The organism is Methylorubrum zatmanii (assembly GCF_014845115.1).
In the GTDB taxonomy this organism is placed as follows: domain Bacteria; phylum Pseudomonadota; class Alphaproteobacteria; order Rhizobiales; family Beijerinckiaceae; genus Methylobacterium; species Methylobacterium zatmanii.
Map to the genome: position 1 here is coordinate 1 of NZ_NKUI01000016.1, position 21,867 is coordinate 21,867.

General features: G+C 69.4%; 17 protein-coding genes and 3 pseudogenes. 15 read left to right on the top strand and 5 right to left on the bottom strand.

Annotated features, from left to right (window positions below):
• Positions 1-268, bottom strand: a pseudogene (locus MZTS_RS02290) (Tim44/TimA family putative adaptor protein); the annotation flags it as partial.
• 478 nt (positions 269-746) lie between these two features.
• Here MZTS_RS02290 and secB point away from each other — a divergent pair.
• The 5 genes from secB to hisS all read left to right on the top strand — a co-directional run bounded on the left by secB (position 747) and on the right by hisS (position 5,353).
• Complete coding sequence (gene secB, locus MZTS_RS02295; protein WP_009866901.1) at positions 747-1,247, top strand: protein-export chaperone SecB; 501 nt, start codon at positions 747-749, stop codon at positions 1,245-1,247.
• Positions 1,248-1,464: 217 nt separating this feature from the next.
• Complete coding sequence (locus MZTS_RS02300; RefSeq protein WP_009866900.1) at positions 1,465-2,718, top strand: MFS transporter; 1,254 nt, start codon at positions 1,465-1,467, stop codon at positions 2,716-2,718.
• 132 nt (positions 2,719-2,850) lie between these two features.
• Positions 2,851-3,366: a DUF3429 domain-containing protein gene (locus tag MZTS_RS02305; RefSeq protein ID WP_009866899.1), complete on the top strand. Its 516-nt coding sequence runs from the start codon at positions 2,851-2,853 to the stop codon at positions 3,364-3,366.
• Between the two features lie 22 nt (positions 3,367-3,388).
• Positions 3,389-3,760 (top strand): tRNA-binding protein, encoded by a 372-nt coding sequence (locus tag MZTS_RS02310; RefSeq protein ID WP_009866898.1) that lies wholly within the window; start codon positions 3,389-3,391, stop codon positions 3,758-3,760.
• An 81-nt stretch (positions 3,761-3,841) separates the two neighbouring features.
• Entirely contained in the window at positions 3,842-5,353 is a 1,512-nt protein-coding gene (hisS, locus tag MZTS_RS02315; protein ID WP_192281053.1) for a histidine--tRNA ligase, read from the top strand.
• Positions 5,354-5,581: 228 nt separating this feature from the next.
• Here the strand turns inward: hisS and MZTS_RS02320 are convergent, their stop codons facing one another.
• On the bottom strand, positions 5,582-5,833 hold the full coding sequence (locus MZTS_RS02320) for a hypothetical protein (RefSeq protein WP_009864192.1): 252 nt from the start codon (positions 5,831-5,833) through the stop codon (positions 5,582-5,584).
• 474 nt (positions 5,834-6,307) lie between these two features.
• Between MZTS_RS02320 and MZTS_RS02325 the strand changes: the two genes are divergently transcribed.
• The 3 genes and pseudogenes from MZTS_RS02325 to MZTS_RS02335 all read left to right on the top strand — a co-directional run.
• Entirely contained in the window at positions 6,308-7,714 is a 1,407-nt protein-coding gene (locus MZTS_RS02325; RefSeq protein WP_246481951.1) for an O-antigen ligase family protein, read from the top strand.
• Positions 7,711-10,674, top strand: a complete 2,964-nt coding sequence (locus MZTS_RS02330) for a PAS domain-containing protein (RefSeq protein ID WP_343068684.1) — start codon at positions 7,711-7,713, stop codon at positions 10,672-10,674. Before MZTS_RS02325 ends, MZTS_RS02330 begins: the two co-directional genes overlap by 4 nt.
• Before the next feature lie 142 nt (positions 10,675-10,816).
• A pseudogene (locus MZTS_RS02335) lies at positions 10,817-11,044 on the top strand (YcjX family protein); the annotation flags it as partial.
• Positions 11,045-11,068: 24 nt separating this feature from the next.
• Here the strand turns inward: MZTS_RS02335 and MZTS_RS25580 are convergent.
• Positions 11,069-11,191: pseudogene (locus tag MZTS_RS25580) on the bottom strand (beta-lactamase hydrolase domain-containing protein); the annotation flags it as partial.
• A gap of 199 nt (positions 11,192-11,390) precedes the next feature.
• Between MZTS_RS25580 and MZTS_RS02345 the strand changes: the two are divergent.
• From MZTS_RS02345 to MZTS_RS02355, 3 genes are all read left to right on the top strand, one after another.
• Entirely contained in the window at positions 11,391-11,768 is a 378-nt protein-coding gene (locus tag MZTS_RS02345; RefSeq protein WP_192281057.1) for a restriction endonuclease, read from the top strand.
• Positions 11,769-11,879: 111 nt separating this feature from the next.
• Complete coding sequence (locus MZTS_RS02350; RefSeq protein WP_192281060.1) at positions 11,880-13,013, top strand: acyltransferase family protein; 1,134 nt, start codon at positions 11,880-11,882, stop codon at positions 13,011-13,013.
• A gap of 111 nt (positions 13,014-13,124) precedes the next feature.
• On the top strand, positions 13,125-13,340 hold the full coding sequence (locus tag MZTS_RS02355; RefSeq protein WP_009863306.1) for a DUF3606 domain-containing protein: 216 nt from the start codon (positions 13,125-13,127) through the stop codon (positions 13,338-13,340).
• Positions 13,341-13,361: 21 nt separating this feature from the next.
• On the opposite strand, the gene MZTS_RS02360 is transcribed toward MZTS_RS02355, so the two are convergent.
• Both MZTS_RS02360 and MZTS_RS02365 read right to left on the bottom strand, forming a co-directional pair.
• A complete protein-coding gene (locus MZTS_RS02360) occupies positions 13,362-13,955 on the bottom strand; it encodes a HupE/UreJ family protein (protein ID WP_192281063.1) in 594 nt (197 codons plus the stop codon).
• An 85-nt stretch (positions 13,956-14,040) separates the two neighbouring features.
• On the bottom strand, positions 14,041-14,448 hold the full coding sequence (locus tag MZTS_RS02365; protein ID WP_192281066.1) for a flagellar biosynthesis repressor FlbT: 408 nt from the start codon (positions 14,446-14,448) through the stop codon (positions 14,041-14,043).
• 202 nt (positions 14,449-14,650) lie between these two features.
• Between MZTS_RS02365 and MZTS_RS02370 the strand changes: the two genes are divergently transcribed.
• The 4 genes from MZTS_RS02370 (at position 14,651) to MZTS_RS02385 (ending at position 21,781) form a co-directional block, all read left to right on the top strand.
• Entirely contained in the window at positions 14,651-15,850 is a 1,200-nt protein-coding gene (locus tag MZTS_RS02370) for a flagellin N-terminal helical domain-containing protein (protein ID WP_192281068.1), read from the top strand.
• A 247-nt stretch (positions 15,851-16,097) separates the two neighbouring features.
• Positions 16,098-17,297, top strand: a complete 1,200-nt coding sequence (locus tag MZTS_RS02375; protein ID WP_192281071.1) for a flagellin N-terminal helical domain-containing protein — start codon at positions 16,098-16,100, stop codon at positions 17,295-17,297.
• Between the two features lie 265 nt (positions 17,298-17,562).
• Complete coding sequence (locus tag MZTS_RS02380) at positions 17,563-20,601, top strand: penicillin-binding protein 1A (protein ID WP_192281074.1); 3,039 nt, start codon at positions 17,563-17,565, stop codon at positions 20,599-20,601.
• Between the two features lie 121 nt (positions 20,602-20,722).
• Positions 20,723-21,781 carry a hypothetical protein gene (locus MZTS_RS02385; RefSeq protein WP_192281077.1) on the top strand — a complete coding sequence of 353 codons (1,059 nt, stop codon included), beginning with the start codon at positions 20,723-20,725 and terminating at the stop codon, positions 21,779-21,781.
• Positions 21,782-21,867 lie beyond the last annotated feature (86 nt).

The window sequence follows — 21,867 nt, forward strand, 5'->3', positions numbered from 1 at the left end:
CCGCCGAGCCCGGCTCGGCGATGCCGCGCCAATCGCGGGTCACGGTCTGCACCGCCGCTGCCGCCTGGGCCCGGTCCGCGCCGGGCAGGCGCACCACGTTGTCGCCCTCGGCCCGTCCGGCCGGCGGCTCGGTGCGGTTGCGCTCCACCGGCCGGAAGGGCGAGCGCTCGGCTCCGGTCTTCTGGCCGAGCACCGAGCGCAGCCGCCAGATCACGAAGACGGCCAGCGCCAGGAAAATCAGGGTCGTTACGTCGAAGGAATCCTGCATCACCGATCCGAATCGTGACCGTCGCACACGTGAACCCGGCGCCCCGAGGCCGCCCGGAGGATGGGCCGCCCCGTGAGATCCCGCCCGCCGCGCTCCGGAAGATGGTTCCACGAAGACCTTCCGCCCGCCGGCGCAAGGGTTCGCGAAAAAGGCTCTTAGCCGAGGGCGGCGCGGGGATCGAGCCGAGAACGGATGTATTGAAAGGCGCTTGGGGTTAGGGTGTCTCCGACCGTTCGAAGTCCGCGACCTTACCGTGATATGGGCGGACCCGCGAGCGATTCCAGGCAAGCCGTCGAGAGGAGCGTCCGCGTCGCATTCGCGCGCGCCTCGTCGCGCCTTCGGAATGGCCGCCGGAGATCGATCCGGCTCGGCTTGTTCGCCGGGTGCGGGCATGATAGCGCCCAGCCCGCGCCCGAGAGGCGATCCTGCGCGGGAAACGCTGCGGGCTGTAAAGACGACGCGAGCAAGGAGAGACGCCATGGCCGATACCGCGGCACCGAACGGCAACGGCGCACAGACCGAGGATCTCGCGCCCGCGATCAACGCGCTGGCGCAGTATGCCAAGGACTTCTCCTTCGAGAACCCGAATGCGCCGCGCTCCCTGCAGCCGCAGGAGGGCGGGCCTCAGATCAACATCCAGGTCAACGTCAACGCCCAGCAGATCGCCGAGGCCGATTTCGAGGTCGAGCTGACGCTGGAGGGCGACGCCAAGATCCAGAGCGACGTGCTGTTCGCCTTCGAGCTGAAATATGCCGGCATCTTCCGCATGCGCAACATCCCGCAGGACCAGATCCATCCGGCGGTGATGATCGAGTGCCCGCGCCTGCTCTTCCCCTTCGCCCGGCAGATCGTGGCCGAGGCCGTGCGCAACGGCGGCTTCCCGCCGCTCTACATCGACCCGATCGATTTCGTCGGCCTCTACCGCCAGAAGATGATGGAAGCGCAGGCCGCCGGCCAGGGCGCGCCGCTCGCCTCCTGAGGCGGCTGTCCGCTTCGTTCAGGTCGGCCAGGCATGAAGCGAGGGCTCCGCGAAAGCGGGGCCCTTTTTCGTGTCGCTCGTATCCGATCCTCGGCGAAAGCGTGGCTGGACCTGTGATCTGAAATGCCCCCTCCGGCGTTGAGCGGGGCGGGCGATCGTTGCCGTGATGGCGACGGTACGCTAGGGGCCCGCCCCCGGTTCAGCTCACCAGGACAGCATGGCGCCCACCACCCACCTCGCCCTGATCAACGTCTTCATCGGCGACATCCAGGGCGGTCTCGGGCCGTTCCTCGGCACGTGGCTCGCGCAGATGCGGCAATGGAGCCCGTCCGAGGTCGGGCTCGTGACGACCCTGGTCGGGGCGGGCACCCTGCTCCTGAGCGGTCCCTTCGGCGCGCTGGTCGACCGGTTCGGCCATCCGCGCCTGCTCATCGCCGGCTCCTGCGCCGCGATCCTCGCCGGCACGCTGTTGCTGATGCCGGCCCATTCCTTCGTGCCGGTGCTGGCGGCGCAGTTCCTCGCCGCCGCCGGCGGCACGCTGCTGCTGCTCGCCGTGACGGCGCTGACCCTCGGCGTCGTCGGCAAGCAGGCCTTTCCGCGCCAGCAGGGGCGCAACCAGGCCTTCAACCATGTCGGCATCCTGATCGCTGCCGGGCTGATCGCGGTCGGCACCGCCCGTGTCGGGCCGGAGGTTGCCTTCTGGGTGCTCGGCGGCATGGCGGCGGCGGCCATCGTCGCCACCCTGGCGATGCCGGCCGGATCCTGGAATCGGCGCCGCGCGGTCGGCTGGAAGGAGGAGGACGAGGAGGAGCCGCCACGCTCGTCCTTCGCCCAGCTCCTCACCAACAGGCGGCTCCTCGTGCTGGCCGTGGCGCTGGCCCTGTTCCAGCTCGGCAATGGCGGCATGCTGACCCTGCTCGGCCAGAAGCTCGTGCGCACCGCCGACGACCCCACCGCCTGGACCGCCCGCTACGTCATGGTGGCCCAGCTCGTGATGGTGCCCGTTGCCCTCGCCGCCGGCTCCCTCGCCGACCGTCGCGGCCGGCGCCAGCTCCTCATCGCCGCCTGCCTCGTCCTGCCGGTGCGGGCGCTGCTCTCCGCCTTCATCGACGATCCGTTCTGGCTGATTAGCGCCGAGATCCTCGACGGGGTGGCCTCCGGCATCATCGGCGTGGCGGTGCCGGTGGTGGTGGCCGACCTGACCTGGGGGTCGGGGCGGACGCAGACCGCGCTCGGCAGCGTCAACGCGGTGCAGGGGGCGGGCGGCGCCCTCTCGGCCTGGTATGGCGGCCTCGCCCAGGGCTGGTTCGGCTGGGCGGGCGCCTTCCTGGCGCTCGGGGCGGCGGGCCTCGTGGCGCTCGTCTTGGTCTGGTGGCTCGCCGCGACCACCGAGGACAGCCGCTCCCAGCGCCGCCGCCATCGGCGGGAGGAGCGCCGCCGTGCGACCCGCTCCGCCGAGACGGCGGCCTGATATCGCGCGGCAGCTGAGCGGCAACGCCATCCGCCATTCCGAAGGGATCGCGCGGATCGCGGAGGGCCGGCCGGAACAGGGCGGCGCTCCATCCGTTCATCGGGCGTTCCCTCCGGCCCGCGCGAGACCCGCATGTCCCCAAACCCGGCCCGAAACCCGGACGGCGAGGCCGGCCGCACGATCCGCGTCGACGAGCCCCGCGCGGTGCCCTGGCTCAGCATCGTGTTCGGCTATGGGCCGATGCTGCCCTTTGTCGGGGGAGCGGTGCTGGTCTGGTGGCTGCGCGGCGGACCGGCCGAGGCGGTCTTCACCCTCACCGTGCTCTGGGCCTGCGCGATCCTGCTGTTCCTGTCGGGCGTGCGCCGCGGGGTCAGCTTCCGCACCGAGGGCGGGGCGACTCTGGCGCAGATGGCCACGATGATCGGCTTGTTCTCCCTGGGCTTCTGCGCCCTCGCCGCCTTCGTCCTCGGCTTTCCCGTCGCGGCCCTCGCGCTGTTGATCGCGGGCTTCACCGCGATCACGATCCTCGATCCCATCGCCGCGGAGCGCGGGGAGGCGCCCCTGTTCTTCGAACGGCTGCGGCCGGCGCAGATCCCGCTGGCGGTGCTCAGTCTCGCCGCGCTGCTGGCCTATCGCTGGGCCGTTTAGCGCCCATCACCCGAGCCGATCCATGCATCTCGCCCACGATCCGTCCGCCCCCGCCTCCGAACACATCGGCTTCGATGCCTTCCTCGCCGTCGATATCCGCATCGGCACCGTGGTCTCGGCCGAGCCCTTCCCGGAGGCGCGCAAGCCGGCGCTCAAGCTCGTGATCGATTTCGGGCCGGGCATCGGACGGAAGCGCTCCAGCGCGCAGATCACCGAGCATTACGCCCCGGAGGACTTGGTGGGCCGGCAGGTCGCGGCGGTGGTGAACTTCCCGCCGCGGCAGATCGGGAAGGTCCTGTCGGAGGTGCTGACGCTGGGCTTCGCCGACGCGGCCGGGGCGGTGGTGCTGTTTGCGCCCGACCGGCCGGTGCCCGACGGCAGCCGGCTGTTCTGAGGGGGCCTCGGGTTGCCGCCCCGCCCGCGGCTGCGATAGAGCCGGGCTTCCTTTCAGTAACCCGCTCCGATCGGCGACGACATGGCCAAGGCCGAGACTCTCAAACCCCGCCTGCCGCGCGGCTTCCCCGACCGCCACGAGGCCGACATCGCCGCGCAGGCGCGGATGCTGGACACGATCCGGCAGACCTTCGAACTCTACGGCTTCGAGGCGCTGGAGACCCCCTTCGTCGAATATACCGAGGCCCTGGGCAAGTTCCTGCCCGATCTCGACCGGCCGAACGAGGGCGTGTTCTCGTTCCAGGACGACGACGAGCAGTGGCTCAGCCTGCGCTACGATCTCACCGCGCCGCTGGCCCGGCACGTCGCCGAGAATTTCGACGCGATCCCGAAGCCCTATCGCAGCTACCGGGCGGGCTACGTCTTCCGCAACGAGAAGCCGGGGCCGGGCCGTTTCCGCCAGTTCATGCAGTTCGATGCCGACATCGTCGGCGCCGGCTCCGTCGCGGCCGATGCCGAGACCTGCATGCTGATGGCCGACACGCTGGAGCGGCTCGGGCTGGCCGGCCAGTACGTGGTCAAGGTCAACAACCGCAAGGTGCTCGACGGGGTGATGGAGGCGATCGGCCTCGCCGGGCCCGACAAGGCCGGCCAGCGCCTGACCGTGCTGCGGGCCATCGACAAGCTCGACCGCCTCGGCCCCGACGGCGTGCGCCTGCTGCTCGGCGCGGGCCGCAAGGATGAGAGCGGCGATTTCACCAAGGGCGCCGGACTGGCGGATGACGCGATCGAGCGCATCCTGGCCTATGTCGGCTTCGAGGCGAGCCCGCACGAGGGCGCCGACCGCATGGCGTTCTGGGAAAAGTTCTTCAAATCCTGGCACGATGTCGTCGGCGAATCCGAGACCGGGCGCGAGGGCATCGCCGAACTCCACGCCATCATGCGGCTGTGCGAGGCGGCGGGTTACGGCCACGACCGGGTGCGGGCCGACCCCTCCGTGGTGCGCGGCCTCGAATATTACACCGGCCCGGTCTACGAGGCGGAGCTGACCTTCCCCGTCACCAACGAGGACGGCCAGACCGTGCGCTTCGGCTCGGTGGCCGGCGGCGGGCGCTATGACGGGCTGGTCGGTCGCTTTCGCAGCGAGCCGGTGCCGGCCACCGGCTTCTCCATCGGCGTCTCCCGGCTGTTCTCGGCCCTGCGGCTCACCAAGAGCCCGCTGGTGGAGGGCACGGCCAAGCCCGGCCCGGTCGTGGTGCTGGTGCTCGACCGCGAGAACATCGCCGAGTACCAGGCGCTGGTCGCCCGCCTGCGGGCGGACAACATCCGGGCCGAACTCTATCTCGGCGCGGCCGGGATGAAGGCGCAGATGAAATATGCCGACCGACGCCGCGCCCCGGTGGTGGTCATCCAGGGCTCGAACGAGCGCGAGGCCGGCGAGGTTCAGATCAAGGACCTGATCGAGGGCGCCCGCGCGGCCGAGGCCATCGCCAGCAATGCCGAGTGGAAGGCGGCGCGCCCCGCCCAGGTCTCCGTGCCGGTGGAGCGGATGGTCGAGGCCGTCCGCGAGACCCTCGCCCGGCATTTCGGCTGAGGGGGTCTTCAGCCGAGCGAACAAGAAAAAGGGCCGCCCGGTCGGGCGGCCCTGTTGTCGTGAACCGGCCTCATCGGCCGGGAGGCGCGGCGCCCGTCGTCAGAGATCGAGCAGCAGGTTGACCGCGCCGAAGGCGGCGGTCGCGAGACCGAGCCCGAGGGCGCCGATCATCGCGTAGGAAAAGGCCTTCATCATCCGCATCGTTCAACGGCCCTCCGCGCCGGCCGATCAGCAGCGGTAGCCGCCCGAGGTCTGGCCATACTGCTTGACCGGGAAGTTCTGCTGGTTGGCATTCCCCTCGGCGGCCGAGTTCAGCGGGCAGGCGGCGTGGTACGGGCCGTCATGGACACCGAGCGGAGCGGTCCAGCCGCTCACGATGGGAGCGGGGCGGGTATAGCCTTCGCTGAAGGCAAAGGCGGAGGTGACGGGGGCAACGCCCAGAGCAAGGGCGGCAATGGCGGCGGCAATACGAGTCTTCATCTGTCTCTCCGATCCGTTTTTCTGGTCGACCCAGGTTAGCCTGGGCCTCTCTCGTCTTCGATGAACTGAATATGGGGAGCCCCTGTCTTGCGTGACGTGACGTTGCGCACGCGCTGGGGTGGAACGATTTGCTGGCAAGGTTTGCGCCCTTGTGCTGAGGCAGGCTGAACCGGTTTCGGCCGAAAAAGGCTTGCGGGCAGCGGCCTTAGTCAGATGTCGGCGCCGCCGGCCCGCATCCACGATCCGCTACAGGGCGGCCCGCCATCGGACGAGGCCGCGACACGACCGCCCGAGATCCATGCCGTCGGGCGTGGCCCATCTGCGCGGTCCTCGGCCCGTTGGTTAAAATGCAACCTTTCGATGGTTCGATGGCGCTGATCGGGAAGCTGCAATCCCGCCGCGCCCGTTCCGGACGGTGTCGGCGGGGGGCGTGCGCGGCCTCCCCGCGAGAGTTCGAGTTCACCGATGCCTTCAATGACTGGCGCGATACCCGCCGCGTCACCGTCACGGTGGAGTGCGGGGGCCTGGGGCCGCATCCCCGCCCTTCGTGCCGTCCACGGGCTGGCGAGCCTCCTGCACGCGGCGTTCATCTTCTTCGCCTGCTTCGCCTTCTCGGACACCTCGCCCTACGACGTCATTGCCATCCCGACGATCCTGCTCTGGCTCGCGCTCGGCATCCGCCTGCACCGGGGCGCGGTGCCGCTGGTCTTCCTGCTCCTCACCTATCTCGGCGCCATCGTCGTGGCGCTGCTGCCCTACCTGAACGAGCCGCTGTCGGTGACCTGGACCGTCCAGCTCGTCTACCTCGTCGTGACCTGCATCTTCTTCGCAATGCTCTACGCCGACGAGACGGCGGAGCGCATCGAGGTGGCGCTCAAGGCCTACACGGCGAGTTGTGTGCTCTCCGCCGTCCTCGGCGTCGTCGGCTACCTGCAACTCCTCGGCATCGAGGATCTGTTCTACCGCTACGGCCGCGCCTCGGGCACCTTCCAGGATCCGAACGTGTTCGGCTCCTTCCTGACGCTGGGCGCGCTCTACCTGATGCACGGCCTTCTCTCCGGCACGACCCGGTGGCCGTCCCTGTCGCTGGCGAGCCTCCTCGTCGTCATGGCGGGCATCTTCCTGTCCTTCTCCCGCGGCTCCTGGGGCGGAACGGTGATGGCGGTCGCGGTGATGGTGGGGGCGCTCTACACCTCGAGCCGCTCTCGGGCCCTGCGGCGGCGGATCGTGATCATCGGCCTCGCCGCCGCCGGGCTCGGGGCGGTCGCGCTCGCGGGCCTGCTCTCGATCTCCAGCGTGGCCGAGACCTTCCAGACCCGGGCCGCCGTCACGCAGGATTACGACGAGGGCGAGACCGGCCGTTTCGGCAACCAGATCCGCGGCATGGGCATGCTGCTCGAGGATCCCCTCGGCATGGGCCCCCTGCGCTGGCGCCAGATCTTCAATCTGGAGCCGCACAATTCCTACATCGGCAGCTTCGCCAATGGCGGCTGGCTGGCGGGGGCCGCCTTCATCGCCCTCGTGGCGGCGACCTGCTTCGTCGGCTTCCGGCTGATGGCGCGGCCCTCGCCCTACCGGGCCCATGCGCAGATCGTGTTCCCGGCGCTTTTGATGTTCTTCCTCCAGGCCATGCAGATCGACGTGGAGAAGTGGCGCCACGTCTACATGATGCTCGGCATGGTCTGGGCGCTGGAGGCGGCCCGTCTGCGCTGGGATCGCCGTCCCGCCTCGCCCGCGTCGGGGGCGCGACCGGAGCATAGCCGGATGCGTGATTGCGGCCCGAACGGGCGCGGTCCTATGATCGCTGCCGCGCGCGGAAGGTCCGGAGCAGGGGCCGGCGAGAGGTCCGGCGAAGGAGCCGGAACGAGGGTGAGACCGTGAGCACGGGATCTGCGAGCGAGACCGAACGCCTCGCGGCCCTGCATGAACTGCGTATCCTGGACACCGATCCGGAGGCGCCGTTCGATGCCGTGTGCCGGACGGCGTGCCGTCTGTTCGGGGTCGCGGCGGCCTATGTCTCCCTGGTCGATGCCGAGCGGCAATGGCTGAAGGCCTGCGCCGGCACCATGCCCGCGCAGATGCCGCGGGAAGGCTCGTTCTGCAGCCGGACGATCGAGCAGGATGCCGTGCTCGTCATCCCCGACGCGCGCCGCGACCCGCGCTTCCGCGATCTCGGAATCGTCACCGGGCCGCCCCACGTCGCGTTCTACGCAGGTGCGCCCCTGATCTTGCGGCCGGGCCTGCGGCTCGGCGCCCTGTGCCTCGTCGATCCGCAACCGCGCACCTTCACGCCGGCCGACGCGGAGGCCCTGCGCGACCTCGCCGAGATCGTGACGGCCCAGCTCCATCTTCGCCGCGACAACCTCGCCTATGCGAGCGAGCGCGCGCTGCGGCAGATCCACGAGAACACCATCCGGGTGCAGGGAGCGGAGATCGAGCGGCGGGCGGCCGCCAACTCGCTCCTGACCATGGCCGAGGAGATCGCCCAGGTCGGCCATTGGCGGGTGAACTTGGCCGACAGTCGCCCGATCTACTCCGAAAGCCTGCTGCGCATCGCCGGCTTCGACCCGGCCGCGCCGACGGCCGACCATCCTGCCTTCGCCCAGCTCTGCCACCCGGAGGATCGCGAACGGATCCGGGCGATCACTGCGGCGGCGATCGCGGCCGGGCACGATTTCGAGTTCCAGGGCCGGTTGATGCGACCGGACGGCACCCCGCGCGACGTCATGGTGCGTGGCACCTGCACGAAGGACGAGGCGGGCCGCACGAGCGGGCTGTTCGGCATCCTCATGGACGTGACCGACCGGCTGCAGATCCAGGCCGAGATGTGCCGCAGCGAGTTGCGCTACCGCAGCCTCGCCGATGCCCTGCCTCTCCTGGTCTGGACCATCGATCCCGAGAGCGGCGAGGCGACCTACGCCAATGCCCGTTTCGAGGATTATTACGGCCCGATCGGCGCGGGGCGGACTCAGCGGATCGCCCGCAACCATCCCGACGATGCGTCCGCCATGGAGGCGGCCTGGCAGGCGGCCCGCGCCTCCGGCCAGGGCTATGACGGCCAGTGGCGCCTGAGGGCGAAGGACGGGTCGTACCGCTGGCACAAGCTGTCGGTCACCCCCGTCCGCAGCGCCGCCGACCCGGCCACGATCACCGAATGGATCGGCACGGCTCTGGACATCGACGAGATCGTCTCCGCCCGCCTCGCCGTCGAGGATAGCGGCCGCCTGCTCGGCATCGCCCTGGAGGGCGCGGAGGCCGGCACCTTCGACTGGGACCTGCAGACCGGCATCACCCTGCTCTCGCCGGAGAGTGTGCGCCTCTACGGCCTCGACGAGAGCAGCGGCCCGCGCGCCCTCTCCCCGACGGAATGGACCGCGACCATCCATCCCGACGATGTCGTCGACACCTGGAATCGGATCCATCACGCCGTCGACAACCGCACCCGGTTCACGGCGGAGTACCGCGTCGGCGCGCGCTGGCTCTACAGCTCCGGCCGCACCCTCTACGACGGGGCAGGCCGGCCCTACCGGATCCTCGGGCTGCATCTCGACATCACCGAGCGCAAGGCGGCGGAGACGGCCTTGCGCGCCGTCACTGCAGAGGCCCAGGCCGCCAGGGCGGAGGCCGAGCGGGCGAGCGCGGCCAAGAGCGAGTTCCTCGCGGCCATGAGCCACGAGATCCGTACGCCCCTCAACGGCATCCTCGGCTATGCCAACCTGCTGCTCGAACGCTCCCGGCACGATCCGGAGGATCGCCGCCGGTTGGAGCTGATCCGCGTCTCGGGCGAGGCCCTGCTCACCGTCGTCAACGATGTTCTCGACGTCTCGAAGATCGAGGCGGGCCAGTTCGAACTCGACCCGCTCCCCTTTTCCCTCACCGAACTGATCGACGACACGGTCGCGATCATGCGGGGCAGCGCCCTCAAGAGCGCCATCGCCATCGAGACGCGGATCGATCCCCGCCTGCCCGGGACCGTTGTCGGCGATGCGAACCGCCTGCGGCAGGTGCTGTTCAACCTGCTCAACAATGCGGTGAAGTTCACCCCCGCCGGCTCCGTCACCCTGACCGTGCGCTACGAGGGGCAGCATCCGCTGGCCTCGGGTGAGACCGCCGAGCTCCTGCGTTTCGAGATTGTCGATACGGGCATCGGCATCGCGCCGACCCAGCGCCACCGGCTGTTCAAGCCGTTCAGCCAGGTCGACGGCTCGATCAGCCGGCGCTTCGGCGGATCGGGGCTCGGCCTCGCCATCTGCCACCGGCTCGTCTCCATGATGGGGGGCGAGATCGGCGTCGACAGCACCGAGGGCGTCGGTTCGACCTTCTGGTTCACCCTGGCCCTGCCGCGCGGCGCGGCGGCGCCCGCCGAGGCGGCGTCCGGATCTCCGGACGGGGAAGGCCCCGCGAGCGCGGTGCCGGCGCGGATCCTCCTTGTGGAGGACGTGCCGATCAACCAGACGCTGGCCTGCGCCGTGCTCGAGGCGCAGGGCTACCGGGTCGATGTGGCGAGCGACGGCGCCGAGGCGATCGCGGCCATCGAGGCGGCCAGCGGGACAGCCGACCCCTATGCCGTCGTGCTGATGGACGTGCAGATGCCCGGCATGGACGGCCTCACCGCAACCCGCCGGATCCGGGCCATGACCGGGCCCGCCGCCTCCCTGCCGATCGTGGCGATGACCGCCAACGTCCTCGACGGGCAGGTGCAGGAGCTGATCGCGGCGGGCATGGACGACCATGTCGGCAAGCCGTTCAAGCGGATCCATCTCTGCGCCGCGATCGAGCGCTGGCGGGCCGTCGGCGCCGCCCGGGCGCGGGAGGCCGGCGCAGGCCATGCCAAGCCTTGAGATCGGCGGCCACCTGCGCCACCTGACAGCGGCCAAGAGTGCCTCACGAAACTCCCGACACCGCACCGTGTCCTCTCTGGCCGCGACGGGGCAGCGGGAGTTTCGTGAGCGACACTAAGCCCGTCTCGCCGCAGGACCCATCTTGCCGCCTCTCTTCGACTATGCCGCGCAAGCGGGTTCCGCGATCAAGGCCTTCGCGGAGGCGTCCAGCGATCTCCTGATCCAGCCGACCCTCCGGCTCGGCGTCACCGGTCTGGCCCGCTCGGGCAAGACGGTGTTCACCACCGCCCTGATCCATCATCTCGTGGAGGGGCACGCCCTGCCCGCCTTCGAGCCGGCGCAGGCCGGCCGCCTGCGCCGCCGCGCGCTCGGCCGCCGCGCCGGGCTGGCCCGGCTCCTCGCCATCGGGGCGGTTGTTGATGAGGAGCGTCACGCCCTCCTCGCCGAGCGCCGCGATCTCCGCCGGGCTCGGCTGCCCGGCCACGGAGAATTTGGAATCGATGGTTGTCCGCTTCATGCCGCTTGTCCGTGCCGTGCCTGTCCGGGGGTGAGCCTGTCCGATCCGTCGCGTCGCCGCAATGGCTCGGCACTGGCTCGGCGTGTGGCCCGAGGGCTGTCTCCGGCGGATCTGCCGCGGCTTCCGGGTGGGAGCCCGCCGGTTTCCCGCCCGTTTCCTCCGCGCCCGGCGGGACCGGGCGGCGGCGGGGAGAGCAATCGTGGTGGGGCGGCGCTCCCGGCGCTGGCGCGACGAGGATCCAGAGACGCACGGTCCGAAACCGAAGGGCGTTCCGGTCTGTCCGCTGTGCCAGCGGCCGATTCCGGCCCATGCCCGTCAGAGCCTGCATCATCTCACCCCGAAGCTGAAGGGCGGCGCCCACGGGGCCACCGTGCGGCTGCACCAGATCTGCCACTCGGCGATCCATGCCCGCTACAGCGAGGCCGAGATCGCCCGGCGTCTGGCGGAGGTCGAGGCCCTGCGCGCCGATCCCGAGATCGCCCGTTTCCTCGCCTGGGTCCGGGGCAAGCCCGATGATTTCCACGCCCCCACCCGCGCGACCCGGGCGCGCCGGAGCGAAGGCCGTTCGCGCCCCTGAATTTTTGTCGCGACATTAACCGCACCGCGAACTCGGCGGAGGCCGCTGAGGGGCGTTTAACGCTTGAGGGCCAGGAATGGGGCGAATCCCGCCCCAGGAGGTCCGCCCCCCATGACTGCGGCCACTCACCCCATCCGCCCCCGTCCCGACGAGGCGGCCCGGCTCGCCTGGGTCGATGTCGCCAAGGGCCTGTGCATCATCCTCGTCGTGATGATGCATTCGACGCTCGGCACCGGCGAGGCCCTGGGCGGCGAGGGTTTCCTGCACGGCGTCGTGGAATTCGCCAAGCCGTTCCGGATCCCGGACTTCTTCCTGCTCTCGGGTCTGTTCCTCGGCCGGGTGATCGACCGCGACTGGCGCCTGTTCGCGGATCGGCGCGTGGTCCATTTCGCCTATTTCTACGGGCTGTGGGTGCTGATCCAGTCGGTGTTCAAGGCCGGCTCCATCGTCGCCGGGGCGGACGGGATGTCCGGCACGCTCGCGGCCTTCGGCTTCCACCTCGCCGAGGCGCTGGTGGTGCCCTACTCGACGCTGTGGTTCGTCTACCTGCTCGCCGTGTTTTCGGTGGTGACGAAGCTCCTCCACCGCCGGGTGCCGCCGGCCGCCCTGCTGCTCGTGGCCGCCATCCTGCAGATTCTGCCGACCAGCGGCATGCCCGAACTCGTTGACGAGTTCTGCGAACGCTACGTCTATTTTCTAGGCGGCTTTCTCTTCGCCGAGTGGATCTTCCGCTTCGCCGACCGGGTGCGGGCCGCAGTTGTGCCGGCTGTGGCCGGGCTCGCCCTCTGGGCCGCACTGGAGGCCGTTGTCGTGTTCATGCCGACGGGGATCGAGGCCTTGCCGACCCTCTCGCGCCTGCCGCTGGTCAGCCTCGGGCTCGGCGCGGCCGGCGCTCTCGCCATCGTCGCCTTCGCCAACCTGATGGTCCGCGCCGGCGGGCCCGCCACCGCCGCCCTGCGCGCCTGCGGCGAGCGCTCCATCGTGATCTATCTCGGCTTCTTCCTGCCGATGGCGCTCACCCGCAGCCTGATCGCCAAGTTCAATCTCGCCGAGCCCGACCTCGCGCTCGGCGTCGGGCTCGCGAGCCTGCTCGTGACCGCGGCGGCGGTGATCCTGCCGCTCGCCTTCGAGCGGATCGTGCGCGGAACCCGCCTGGATTTCCTGTTCCGTCGCCCGGCCGCCTTCCACATCGCCCCAGAGCCTGCCCGCACCACCACGCTGCGGCCGGTGACGGGGCAGGCCTGAGCCTCGGGAAGGCCGGTTTCGGCGCCCGGCCGCGGAACCTCCGGGCCCCGCCCGCCCGTTAATCGCTCAAGCCCGCCGTGAAGGCGGGGGCGATCAGGGAGCGGCCGAGACATGGTGCAGGACAGGTCCGGCGGGGGAGACGCGGCGAGCGGCGATCCCGCCACGGTGGTGCTCGACGAGCCCCGTGACCGCGCCTATTGGGCCCGCCGGTTCGAGGTCCCCGTCGAGCAGGTGCAGGCGGCGGTGGAGGCGGTCGGCCCCGAGGCCGCCCGGGTCGCGGCCCATCTCGGCAAGCCCTGGCCTTACGAGGCGAGCGGCATCGTCTGAACCTGCGGCGCCCGGAGGCGGTCAGGCCGCCTGGACCAGCAGGGCGAGGCCCGCCACGGTGAGGGCGCCGCCCAGAACTTGCGGCAGGATTCGGAGCGAAGCCTGCCGGCCGTTGAGGACGCGCCCGAGGCCGAGGCCGGCGAGGTGCAGCGCCGCCGTCGCGGCGAGAAAGCCGAGGCCATAGGCCAGGCCCGACGCGCTCTCCGGCATTTCGGCGCCGTGGGCGTAGCCGTGGAACACGGCGAATCCGCCGACCAGCGCCATGAGCGCCGCCAGAGGCGCCGCGACGCGCAGCGCCAAGGCGAGGCCGAAGGCCACCACCGACAGGCCGATGCCGATCTCCACATAGGGCAGGGCGAGGCCCGTTATCCCGAGGCCGGCACCGAGCGTCATCATCCCGAGAAAGGAGAGCGGCAGCGCCCAGAGCGCCCGTCCGCCATAGAAGGCCGCGAGCAGCCCGACCGCGACCATGGCGAGCATGTGGTCGGCTCCCCCGACCGGATGCAGCAGGCCCTGCGCCAGACCGCTGGCCTCACCGTGTCCCGGATGGGCGAGCGCGGCATGGGGCAGGAGGACGATCAGGCCGGCCGGCAAGGCGGCGGAAAAACGCTTCATGTCGGATGTCGACTCCCTGTTCAGGTTCAGGCCGCGGCAAGCAAGAACCTTACCGCAGGCCGCCGGTTCTGCCGCGTGAGCCCGCTCAGCCCCCGGCGGCCGGCGCTGTTGCGAGACGATCATGGAGCTGGCGTTCGTAGGCGATCAATTCGCGCCCGCGCTTGATCGCGCGGTGATACTGACGCGCCGACAGCTCGTCCTGGATCGCTAGGATGTAGGGTGCCGTGCTGGGCACCGCCTCCAGGATTTCGCTGGCTTGGCGCACGAACAGATCCTCGGCCTCCGCCGGGTTGTCGGCGAGATAGATGAACTGGAGCGTAACGCAGAGCCGCTTGGCGGCGGTGTCGGCCTCGGTTTCGGAGATGATCTCGCTCTCGCGCAGGAACTTGCACTGATTCTCGATCACGAAGACCGAGCGGCGGTCGCCGTTGCGGATCAGCGCGCCGTTGATGATCAGCCGCTCCTGAGGCTTGAGCTCGATGCGCAGGGCCATGATGACCAGTTCCTTGATGGGTAAAGTGTCGGCAAGGGCTGCGAGAATTTCTTAACCATGACCGCAGGACGTGCCGCTGTTCTTGCCGGAAACGAGCGGTAGACGGCGTATTCTCCGATCCGATTAAGGACTCGGCAAGGGGCGGCGGGAAGGGTGTGGGTGTCGCCAAAAAGGCGGCATCCAGACCCACAAGGATCGCCCCATGTCTTCCGGCATCACCCTTTCCGCCGCCACCCGCCAGAACCTGCTCTCGCTGCAGGACACCGCGTCTCAGACGGCGACGACCCAGAACCGCCTCGCCACCGGCCTCAAGGTGTCGTCGGCCCTCGACAGCCCGGTCAACTTCTTCACCGCCCAGAACCTGTCGAACCGCTCGACAGACCTCAGCGGCCTGCTCGACGGCATCTCGAACGGCATCCAGGCGATCCAGGCGGCCAACCAGGGCATCACTTCGATCCAGAAGCTGATCGACTCGGCCAAGTCGACCGCCAACCAAGCGCTCTCGACCCAGATCACCACCACCGGCACCGCCGGCACGGACTTCGCCGCCAGCACCAGCAGCAACACCACCGTCAACTTCTACGTCAACGGTGCGACCAAGACGGCGACGATCGCCAGTGGCTCGACCATCGATGCCGCGATCACCGCGCTCAACACCGCGGCCGGCTCGACGATGTTCTCGAAGGACACCAGCGGCAAGAAGATGGTGCTGAACGCCAGCGCCGCCGTGGAGTTCAAGACCTCGGGTGACCAGACGGCGCTGGGCTTCGCCGTCGGTTCGGGCTCCGACACGGCGGACAAGTACGGCACCGGCAACACGGTGGCGGCCACCAGCGCGAACCTGACCGTCGCGGGCGTCGATACCCGCGCGAAGCTCGCCGAGCAGTATAACAGCCTGCTGATCCAGATCACGCAGCTCGCCAAGGACGCGAGCTTCAACGGCACGAACCTGATCAGCAACGGCGATGCCTCGAACAAGCTGCATATCAGCTTCAACGAGAAGGACACCTCGAACCTTGACGTTCAGGGCAAGGATCTGACCGCGACCGGCCTCAAGCTCAACTCGATCACCGGCAATTCCGGCGCGAGCACCAACGGTCAGGGCAACTTCCTGCTCGATACCGACATCAAGACGACGTTGACGGGTCTGAGCTCGGCCTCGGACACGCTGCGGTCGGCCAGCTCCACCTTCGGCTCCAACCTCTCGGTGGTGCAGAACCGGCAGACCTTCTCGAAGAACCTGATCAACGTGCTGGATACCGGCGCGTCGAACCTGACCAACGCCGACCTCAACCTCGAAGCGGCGAACTCGCAGGCGCTGTCGACCCGCCAGTCGCTGGGCATCTCGGCCCTGTCCCTGGCCAACCAGGCGCAGCAGGGCATCCTCCAGCTCCTGCGCTAAGGCCCAGTGCCCTGAGACACCCTCGCGCCGAGGCGGAAACCGCTTCGGTGCGAGGGCGCCGGGACCGAACGAACGCTCTCAAGCAAAGATCCGGCAAAAACGACCGGGGCGCGGGCCCCGGTCGTTTTTACATTCCGGGAACAGGAAGCGTCACAGGCAGAAGGGTTCGTTAACCCAACGGCAACCGGGGCCGTGTTGTATTAACCCTAATGCCGGTTTGGCATCCGTCCGAACGGGGTGTCCACCCATGTCCAACAGCGTCACGCTCTCCGCCGCCACCCGCCAGAACCTGCTCTCGCTTCAGGACACCGCGGCCCTGACGGCCACGACCCAGAACCGCCTCGCCACCGGCCTCAAGGTGTCGTCGGCCCTCGACAACCCCGTGAACTTCTTCACGGCACAGTCCTTCCAGAGCCGTTCAGGGGATCTGAGCGGCCTGCTCGATTCGATCTCGAACGGCATCCAGACGATCCAGGCGGCCAACCAGGGCATCACCTCGATCCAGAAGCTGATCGACTCGGCCAAGTCGACCGCCAACCAAGCGCTCTCGACCCAGATCACCACCACCGGCACCGCCGGCACGGACTTCGCCGCCAGCACCACGACGAGCACCACCGTCAATTTCTACGTCAACGGTGCGACCAAGACGGCGACGATCGCCAGCAACTCGACCATCGAGGCCGCGATCACCGCGCTCAACACCGCGGCCGGCTCGACGATGTTCTCGAAGGACACGTCGGGCAAGAAGATGGTGCTGAACGCCAGCTCCGCCGTGGAGTTCAAGACCTCGGGTGACCAGACGGCGCTGGGCTTCGCCGTCGGTTCGGGCTCCGACACGGCGGACAAGTACGGCACCGGCAACACGGTGGCGGCCACCAGCGCGAACCTCACCATCGCGGGCGTCGATACCCGCGCGAAGCTCGCCGAACAGTATAACAGCCTGCTGATCCAGATCACGCAGCTCGCCAAGGACGCGAGCTTCAACGGCGTCAACCTGATCAGCAACGGCGATCCTTCCAACAAGCTGCATATCAGCTTCAACGAGAAGGACACCGCCAATCTCGACGTTCAGGGCAAGGATCTGACCGCGTCCGGCCTCAAGCTCAACCCGATCAACGGCAATTCCGGCGCGAGCACCAACGGTCAGGGCAACTTCCTGCTCGATGCCGACGTCAAGACGACACTGGGAAGCCTCACCTCGGCCTCGGATACCCTGCGGTCGGCCAGCTCCACTTTCGGCTCCAACCTTTCGGTGGTCCAGAACCGGCAGGATTTCACCAAGCGCCTCGTCAACATCCTCGATACCGGCGCGTCGAACCTGACCAACGCCGACCTCAACGAGGAGGCGGCGAACTCGCAGGCGCTGTCGACCCGCCAGTCGCTGGGCATCTCGGCCCTGTCCCTGGCCAATCAGGCCCAGCAGGGCATCCTCCAGCTCCTGCGCTAAAGGCCCGCCACCCTCCGATGCGGGATCCGGCTCCCGCACCATCGTCCTTTCAAAAGGGGCGGCCGCCGCAGCGGTCGCCCCTTTTATCGTGGCGCGCTCCCGTTCCATGGGACGCGGCGGGCTTCCGGCCAAGCCGAACCCCGCGCCATCCCCGCCGAGAGTGGGCGGAGGCCGGAGGCGTCCATAAATCAGCCGCGTTGTGCGCCGCCTTATCGGCGCCGGCACGCTGTCCGCCGCGTCCGGTCCGGGGTCCTGATACCGCTCGATGAATGCCATCCTGATCAAGCTGTTCGCGACCGCGCTGACCCTCAGCCAGGTCACGACGCGGCCCGATGCGGTGCGGACCCAGTTCGATGCCACCAAGGACGGCGCCGAGGTCGTGCGCATCCTGCGCGAGGGCTGCGCCCATATGCGCAAATCCTTCGACATCGAGGACATCAACCTCGACGAGCTGATCTCCACCGCCATGGAGGATCCGAGCGCGGTGGCGGGCGACAACGCACCCAAGATCCTGCACGGGCTCGATCTGACCGAGCTGAACACGAGCTACAAGCAGTTCTGCAAGGGCGAGAACCCGGCCAACTCGCCCTTCGAGGCGGGGGCGGTGATCGCCTTCTACAACAATGCGGTGAAGGACCTGCCCTCGGCGGAGGCCCTGCGCGACATCAAGCTCGCCAGCGCCAGCGTGATCATGGACGCGGCCGGAAAGCCCTATTCGGAAACCTTCGAGGCCCATGGGCGGCGCCTCGTCGTGCCGATCGATCAGGTGCCGGACCTCGTGCAGAAGGCCTTCGTCGCGGCCGAGGACAAGCGCTTCTACAGCCATCACGGCATCGACGAGCGCGGCGTGATCCGCGCCTTCGTCGGCAACCTCGCCTCGCCGGGGCGCCCGGCCGGCGGCTCCACCATCACCCAGCAGGTGGTGAAGAACCTCTCGGTCGGCGACGACGTCACCTACGAGCGCAAGATCCGCGAGATGATCGTGGCCTCGCGCCTGGAGCGGCTCCAGACCAAGCCGCAGATCCTCGGGCTCTACCTCAACGGCATCTATCTCGGCCGCGGCGCCTACGGCATCGAGATGGCCGCGCGCTCATGGTTCGGGAAGTCGGTGGGGGCGCTCACCCTGCCGGAGGCCGCCCTGCTCGCCGGGCTGCCGAAGGGCCCGAACTATTATAGCCCCGACAAGTACCCCGAGCGGGCCCGTGAGCGGCGCGCCTACGTGCTCAGCCGCATGAAGGAAGAGGGCACCATCACCGAGGCGCAGATGAACGCGGCGATGGCGAGCGACCTCGGCATCAAGCCGCCGGATGCCGCGCGCCAGGATTCCGGCTTCTACCTCGTCGATCACATCGCCCGCGAGGCCCGCACCTTCGCCGGGCTCGATTCCCTCACCAGCGCCTCCTACACCGTGCGCGCCACGGTGAATGCCGGGCTGCAGAGCGCGCTGGAGGCGGCGTTGCAGGAGGGGCTCTCGACCTATGAGCGCGGCACCGGCCGGGCCCGCTACGAGGGGCCGGAGCTGAATCTTTCCGAATCCATCAAGCGCATCGAGGCTGCCGTGCCCGCACCGGCGCCCGTTGCCGAGCCTGCTTCCGCATCCGAGACGAAGAAGGGCCCCCGGAAGATGGCGGCGGCGAAGGAGCCGGCCAAGCACGCCGTCCAGCCGGCATGGCAGCGCGCGCTCCTCTCCGCCCGGCCCCAGCTCTACGATGTGCGCTGGCCCCTCGCCGTGGTGCTCCAGACCGGCAAGAACGGCATCAGGGTCGGCCTGCCGGACGGGCGGGTCGCGAGTCTGGAGGCCGGCCCCGCGCGCGGAAAACTCCAGCTCTACGACGCGGTGCGCGTCCGCCTGCGCGAGGGCAAGGGCAGCCCCCGCGCCGACCTGCGGGTCCGCCCCACGGTTCAAGGCGCCGCCATCGTGCTGGAGAACCGCACCGGGAAGATCCTGGCGATGAGCGGGGGCTTCTCCTATCCCCTGAGCCAGCTCAACCGGGTGACGCAGACCGTGCGCCAGCCGGGCTCGACCCTGAAGCCGCTGACCTACCTCGCCGCGCTGAATGCCGGGCTTCAGCCCAACACCCTGGTGATGGACGCGCCGGTGACGCTGCCCCCCATCGGCGGAATCGGCGATTCCTGGTCGCCGAAGAACTATGACGGCGGCGGCTCCGGCGCGACGACGATGCGGCGCGGCCTCGAATTCTCGAAGAACCTCGTCACCGCCCGCCTGCTTCAGGGCGGCATCGCCCCCAAGGCGCCCGACAGCCTGCAGCGGGTCTGCGACATCGCCCTGGAGGCGCAGCTCTACGCCGAGTGCGAGCGCTACTATCCCTTCGTGCTCGGCGCCCAGCCGGTGCGGATGATCGATCTGGCGAGCTTCTACGCGGCCATCGCCAACGAGGGCGCGCGCCCGAGCCCCTATGCCCTGGAAGCGGTCGAGCGGGACGGCAAGCCGGTCTACAGCCATCCCGACAAGGCGCCGGTGCGGATCGGCTCCGCCGACGGGGTCGCCTTCTACCAGCTCAAGACCATGCTCCAGGGCGTGACCCAGCACGGCACCGCCGCCGCGCTCTCCGGCATCTCGGCCTATGTCGCGGGCAAGACCGGCACCTCGGAGAACGAGAACGACGCGTGGTTCGCCGGCTTCTCGAACGAGATCACCGTGGTGGTCTGGGTCGGCTACGACAATGCCGACGGGGTGCGCCGCACCCTCGGCCGTGGCCAGACCGGCGGCCATGTCTCGGTGCCGATCGCCAGGGCGATCTTCCAGGCGGCCTGGGCCAACGGCGTGCCGCGCACAGCCCTGGCGCCGCCATCCCCGCAGACGCGGGCGCTCATCGCGGACCTGCCGATCGAGCCGCGCAGCGGCCAGCGCGTCTCCGGCGGCGGCTTCATCGAGCATTTCCGCCTCAAGGACGGCCGCGTCGCCGACACGCAATACGCGATGGTGCCGCGCGAGACCCTCTATGCCATGCGTCCCGATGCGGAGGACGGCGATTATGCCAATGCCGAGGACGGGGCGGATGTGGCCGGCGACGTCTTCGGCAACCTGACGCGCCCCCGCCGCGACGGCTACGACCCCTATGGCCAGAATCGCAGCGCCGACTCGGAGCCCGATCGGAGCGCCGATCCTTGGGGCCTGCGCCGCGACCGCCGGGAGGAGCCGCAGGCCTGGCCCGGCCGCGACCGCTACGGCCAGGCGAACCCGGTGCCGTTTGGCTCGCCCTTCGACGACGAGGCCGAGCCGCGCCCCCGGCAGCGCCGCCGCGATCCCGACTATCTGTTCGGCGACGACCCGCGCTACTGAGCTGTCCCGCGTGACACCCCGCCGGCCGTTGCCGCCGGAGGCGGGCCGTCCCCGGGCTTCTCGCGCGGCCCGCCGACGCCGGTCTCCCGCCCGTTCCCTCATCGTTCCTTCGAGGTTCGCTTTGCCCAGGCAGTTTCCGGCCGCCCTTCTCGTCGCCCTCGCCCTGGCCATCCCGGCCCGCGCGCAGGAGGCGAAGCCTCTCCCCAAGCCCGCCGCGCTGACCTCCGATCGGGTCAAGGACGTGCCGGCCCTCACCCCCGGCGATGCCGCGGACCTCAAGCCCGGGACGGTGCTGTTCAGCGACCACCGCGAGGCCGCCTCGACCAACCCGGAGAGCGGCCTGATCGCCTTCGATGCGTGGCGCAAGAGCCGGCCGCAGGAGGCCGCGGCCCTGAGCCCCTGGCCCGATTACAGGGAGCCCGACTACACCCAGACGGTGAACGGCGTGGCCAAGCAGCGCCACGAAACCCTGAAGGTCTATGTCGCGGAAGGCCGGTTCGTGGTGGCCAAGCCGCCTTCCGCCATCGATCTCTCGGCCTTCGCCAATCTCGACTTCCTGGCCAGGATGGATCCGGTGATCCGCCACAAGCGCCTCGACCCGGCGGAGGCGACGCCGACCAAGGATCCGGCCGCCGCCTTCGCCCGGCGCCCGGACCGGCCCTGGTGCGGGGCCGGCGGCGTCTGCATCGAATCGCGCTACGATCTGGAGGGCAAGCTGCCGCTCGGGGTGAAGCTCGCCAATAAGCTCGAACTCGGGACCTCGAAGAAGATCGCCGAATTCGTCTCGTTCCAGAGCGAGCTGCGGGTGCTGCCGCCGGCCGAGGCCGCCGGGCTCTCCGCGCTCACCAAGATCGAGACCCCGGTGGCCGGCGGGCTCGAACAGACGATCTTCTGGGTCAACCAGATCCTGCGGTTCGGCAAATTCCTGGCGGTGATGCAGCCGGCCCCCAACGATCCCGGCAAGACGGTGGTGACGACCTACATGGCGCTCGCCATCAAGGCAGACGTGCTCGACCGCAAGCAGGAATATGCCCGCGTGCCGGTGCTCAAGAACCTGCTGCCGGTGCAGGTGCTGATGGGGAATTCCTCGTTCAACACCGGTTCCTCGATCAGCGCCGGCGTGCCGACCTATGCCCGCAACCGCATCGCCGCTTTCGCCGAGGCCCTGGCGAAGAACTGAACGGTTCCGGTGGATCTCCGTCGCGGTCGGAGCCAACGGTGAGCCTTGTCGGAGGATTTCAGAACCCGGCTCATTGTCACTCATCT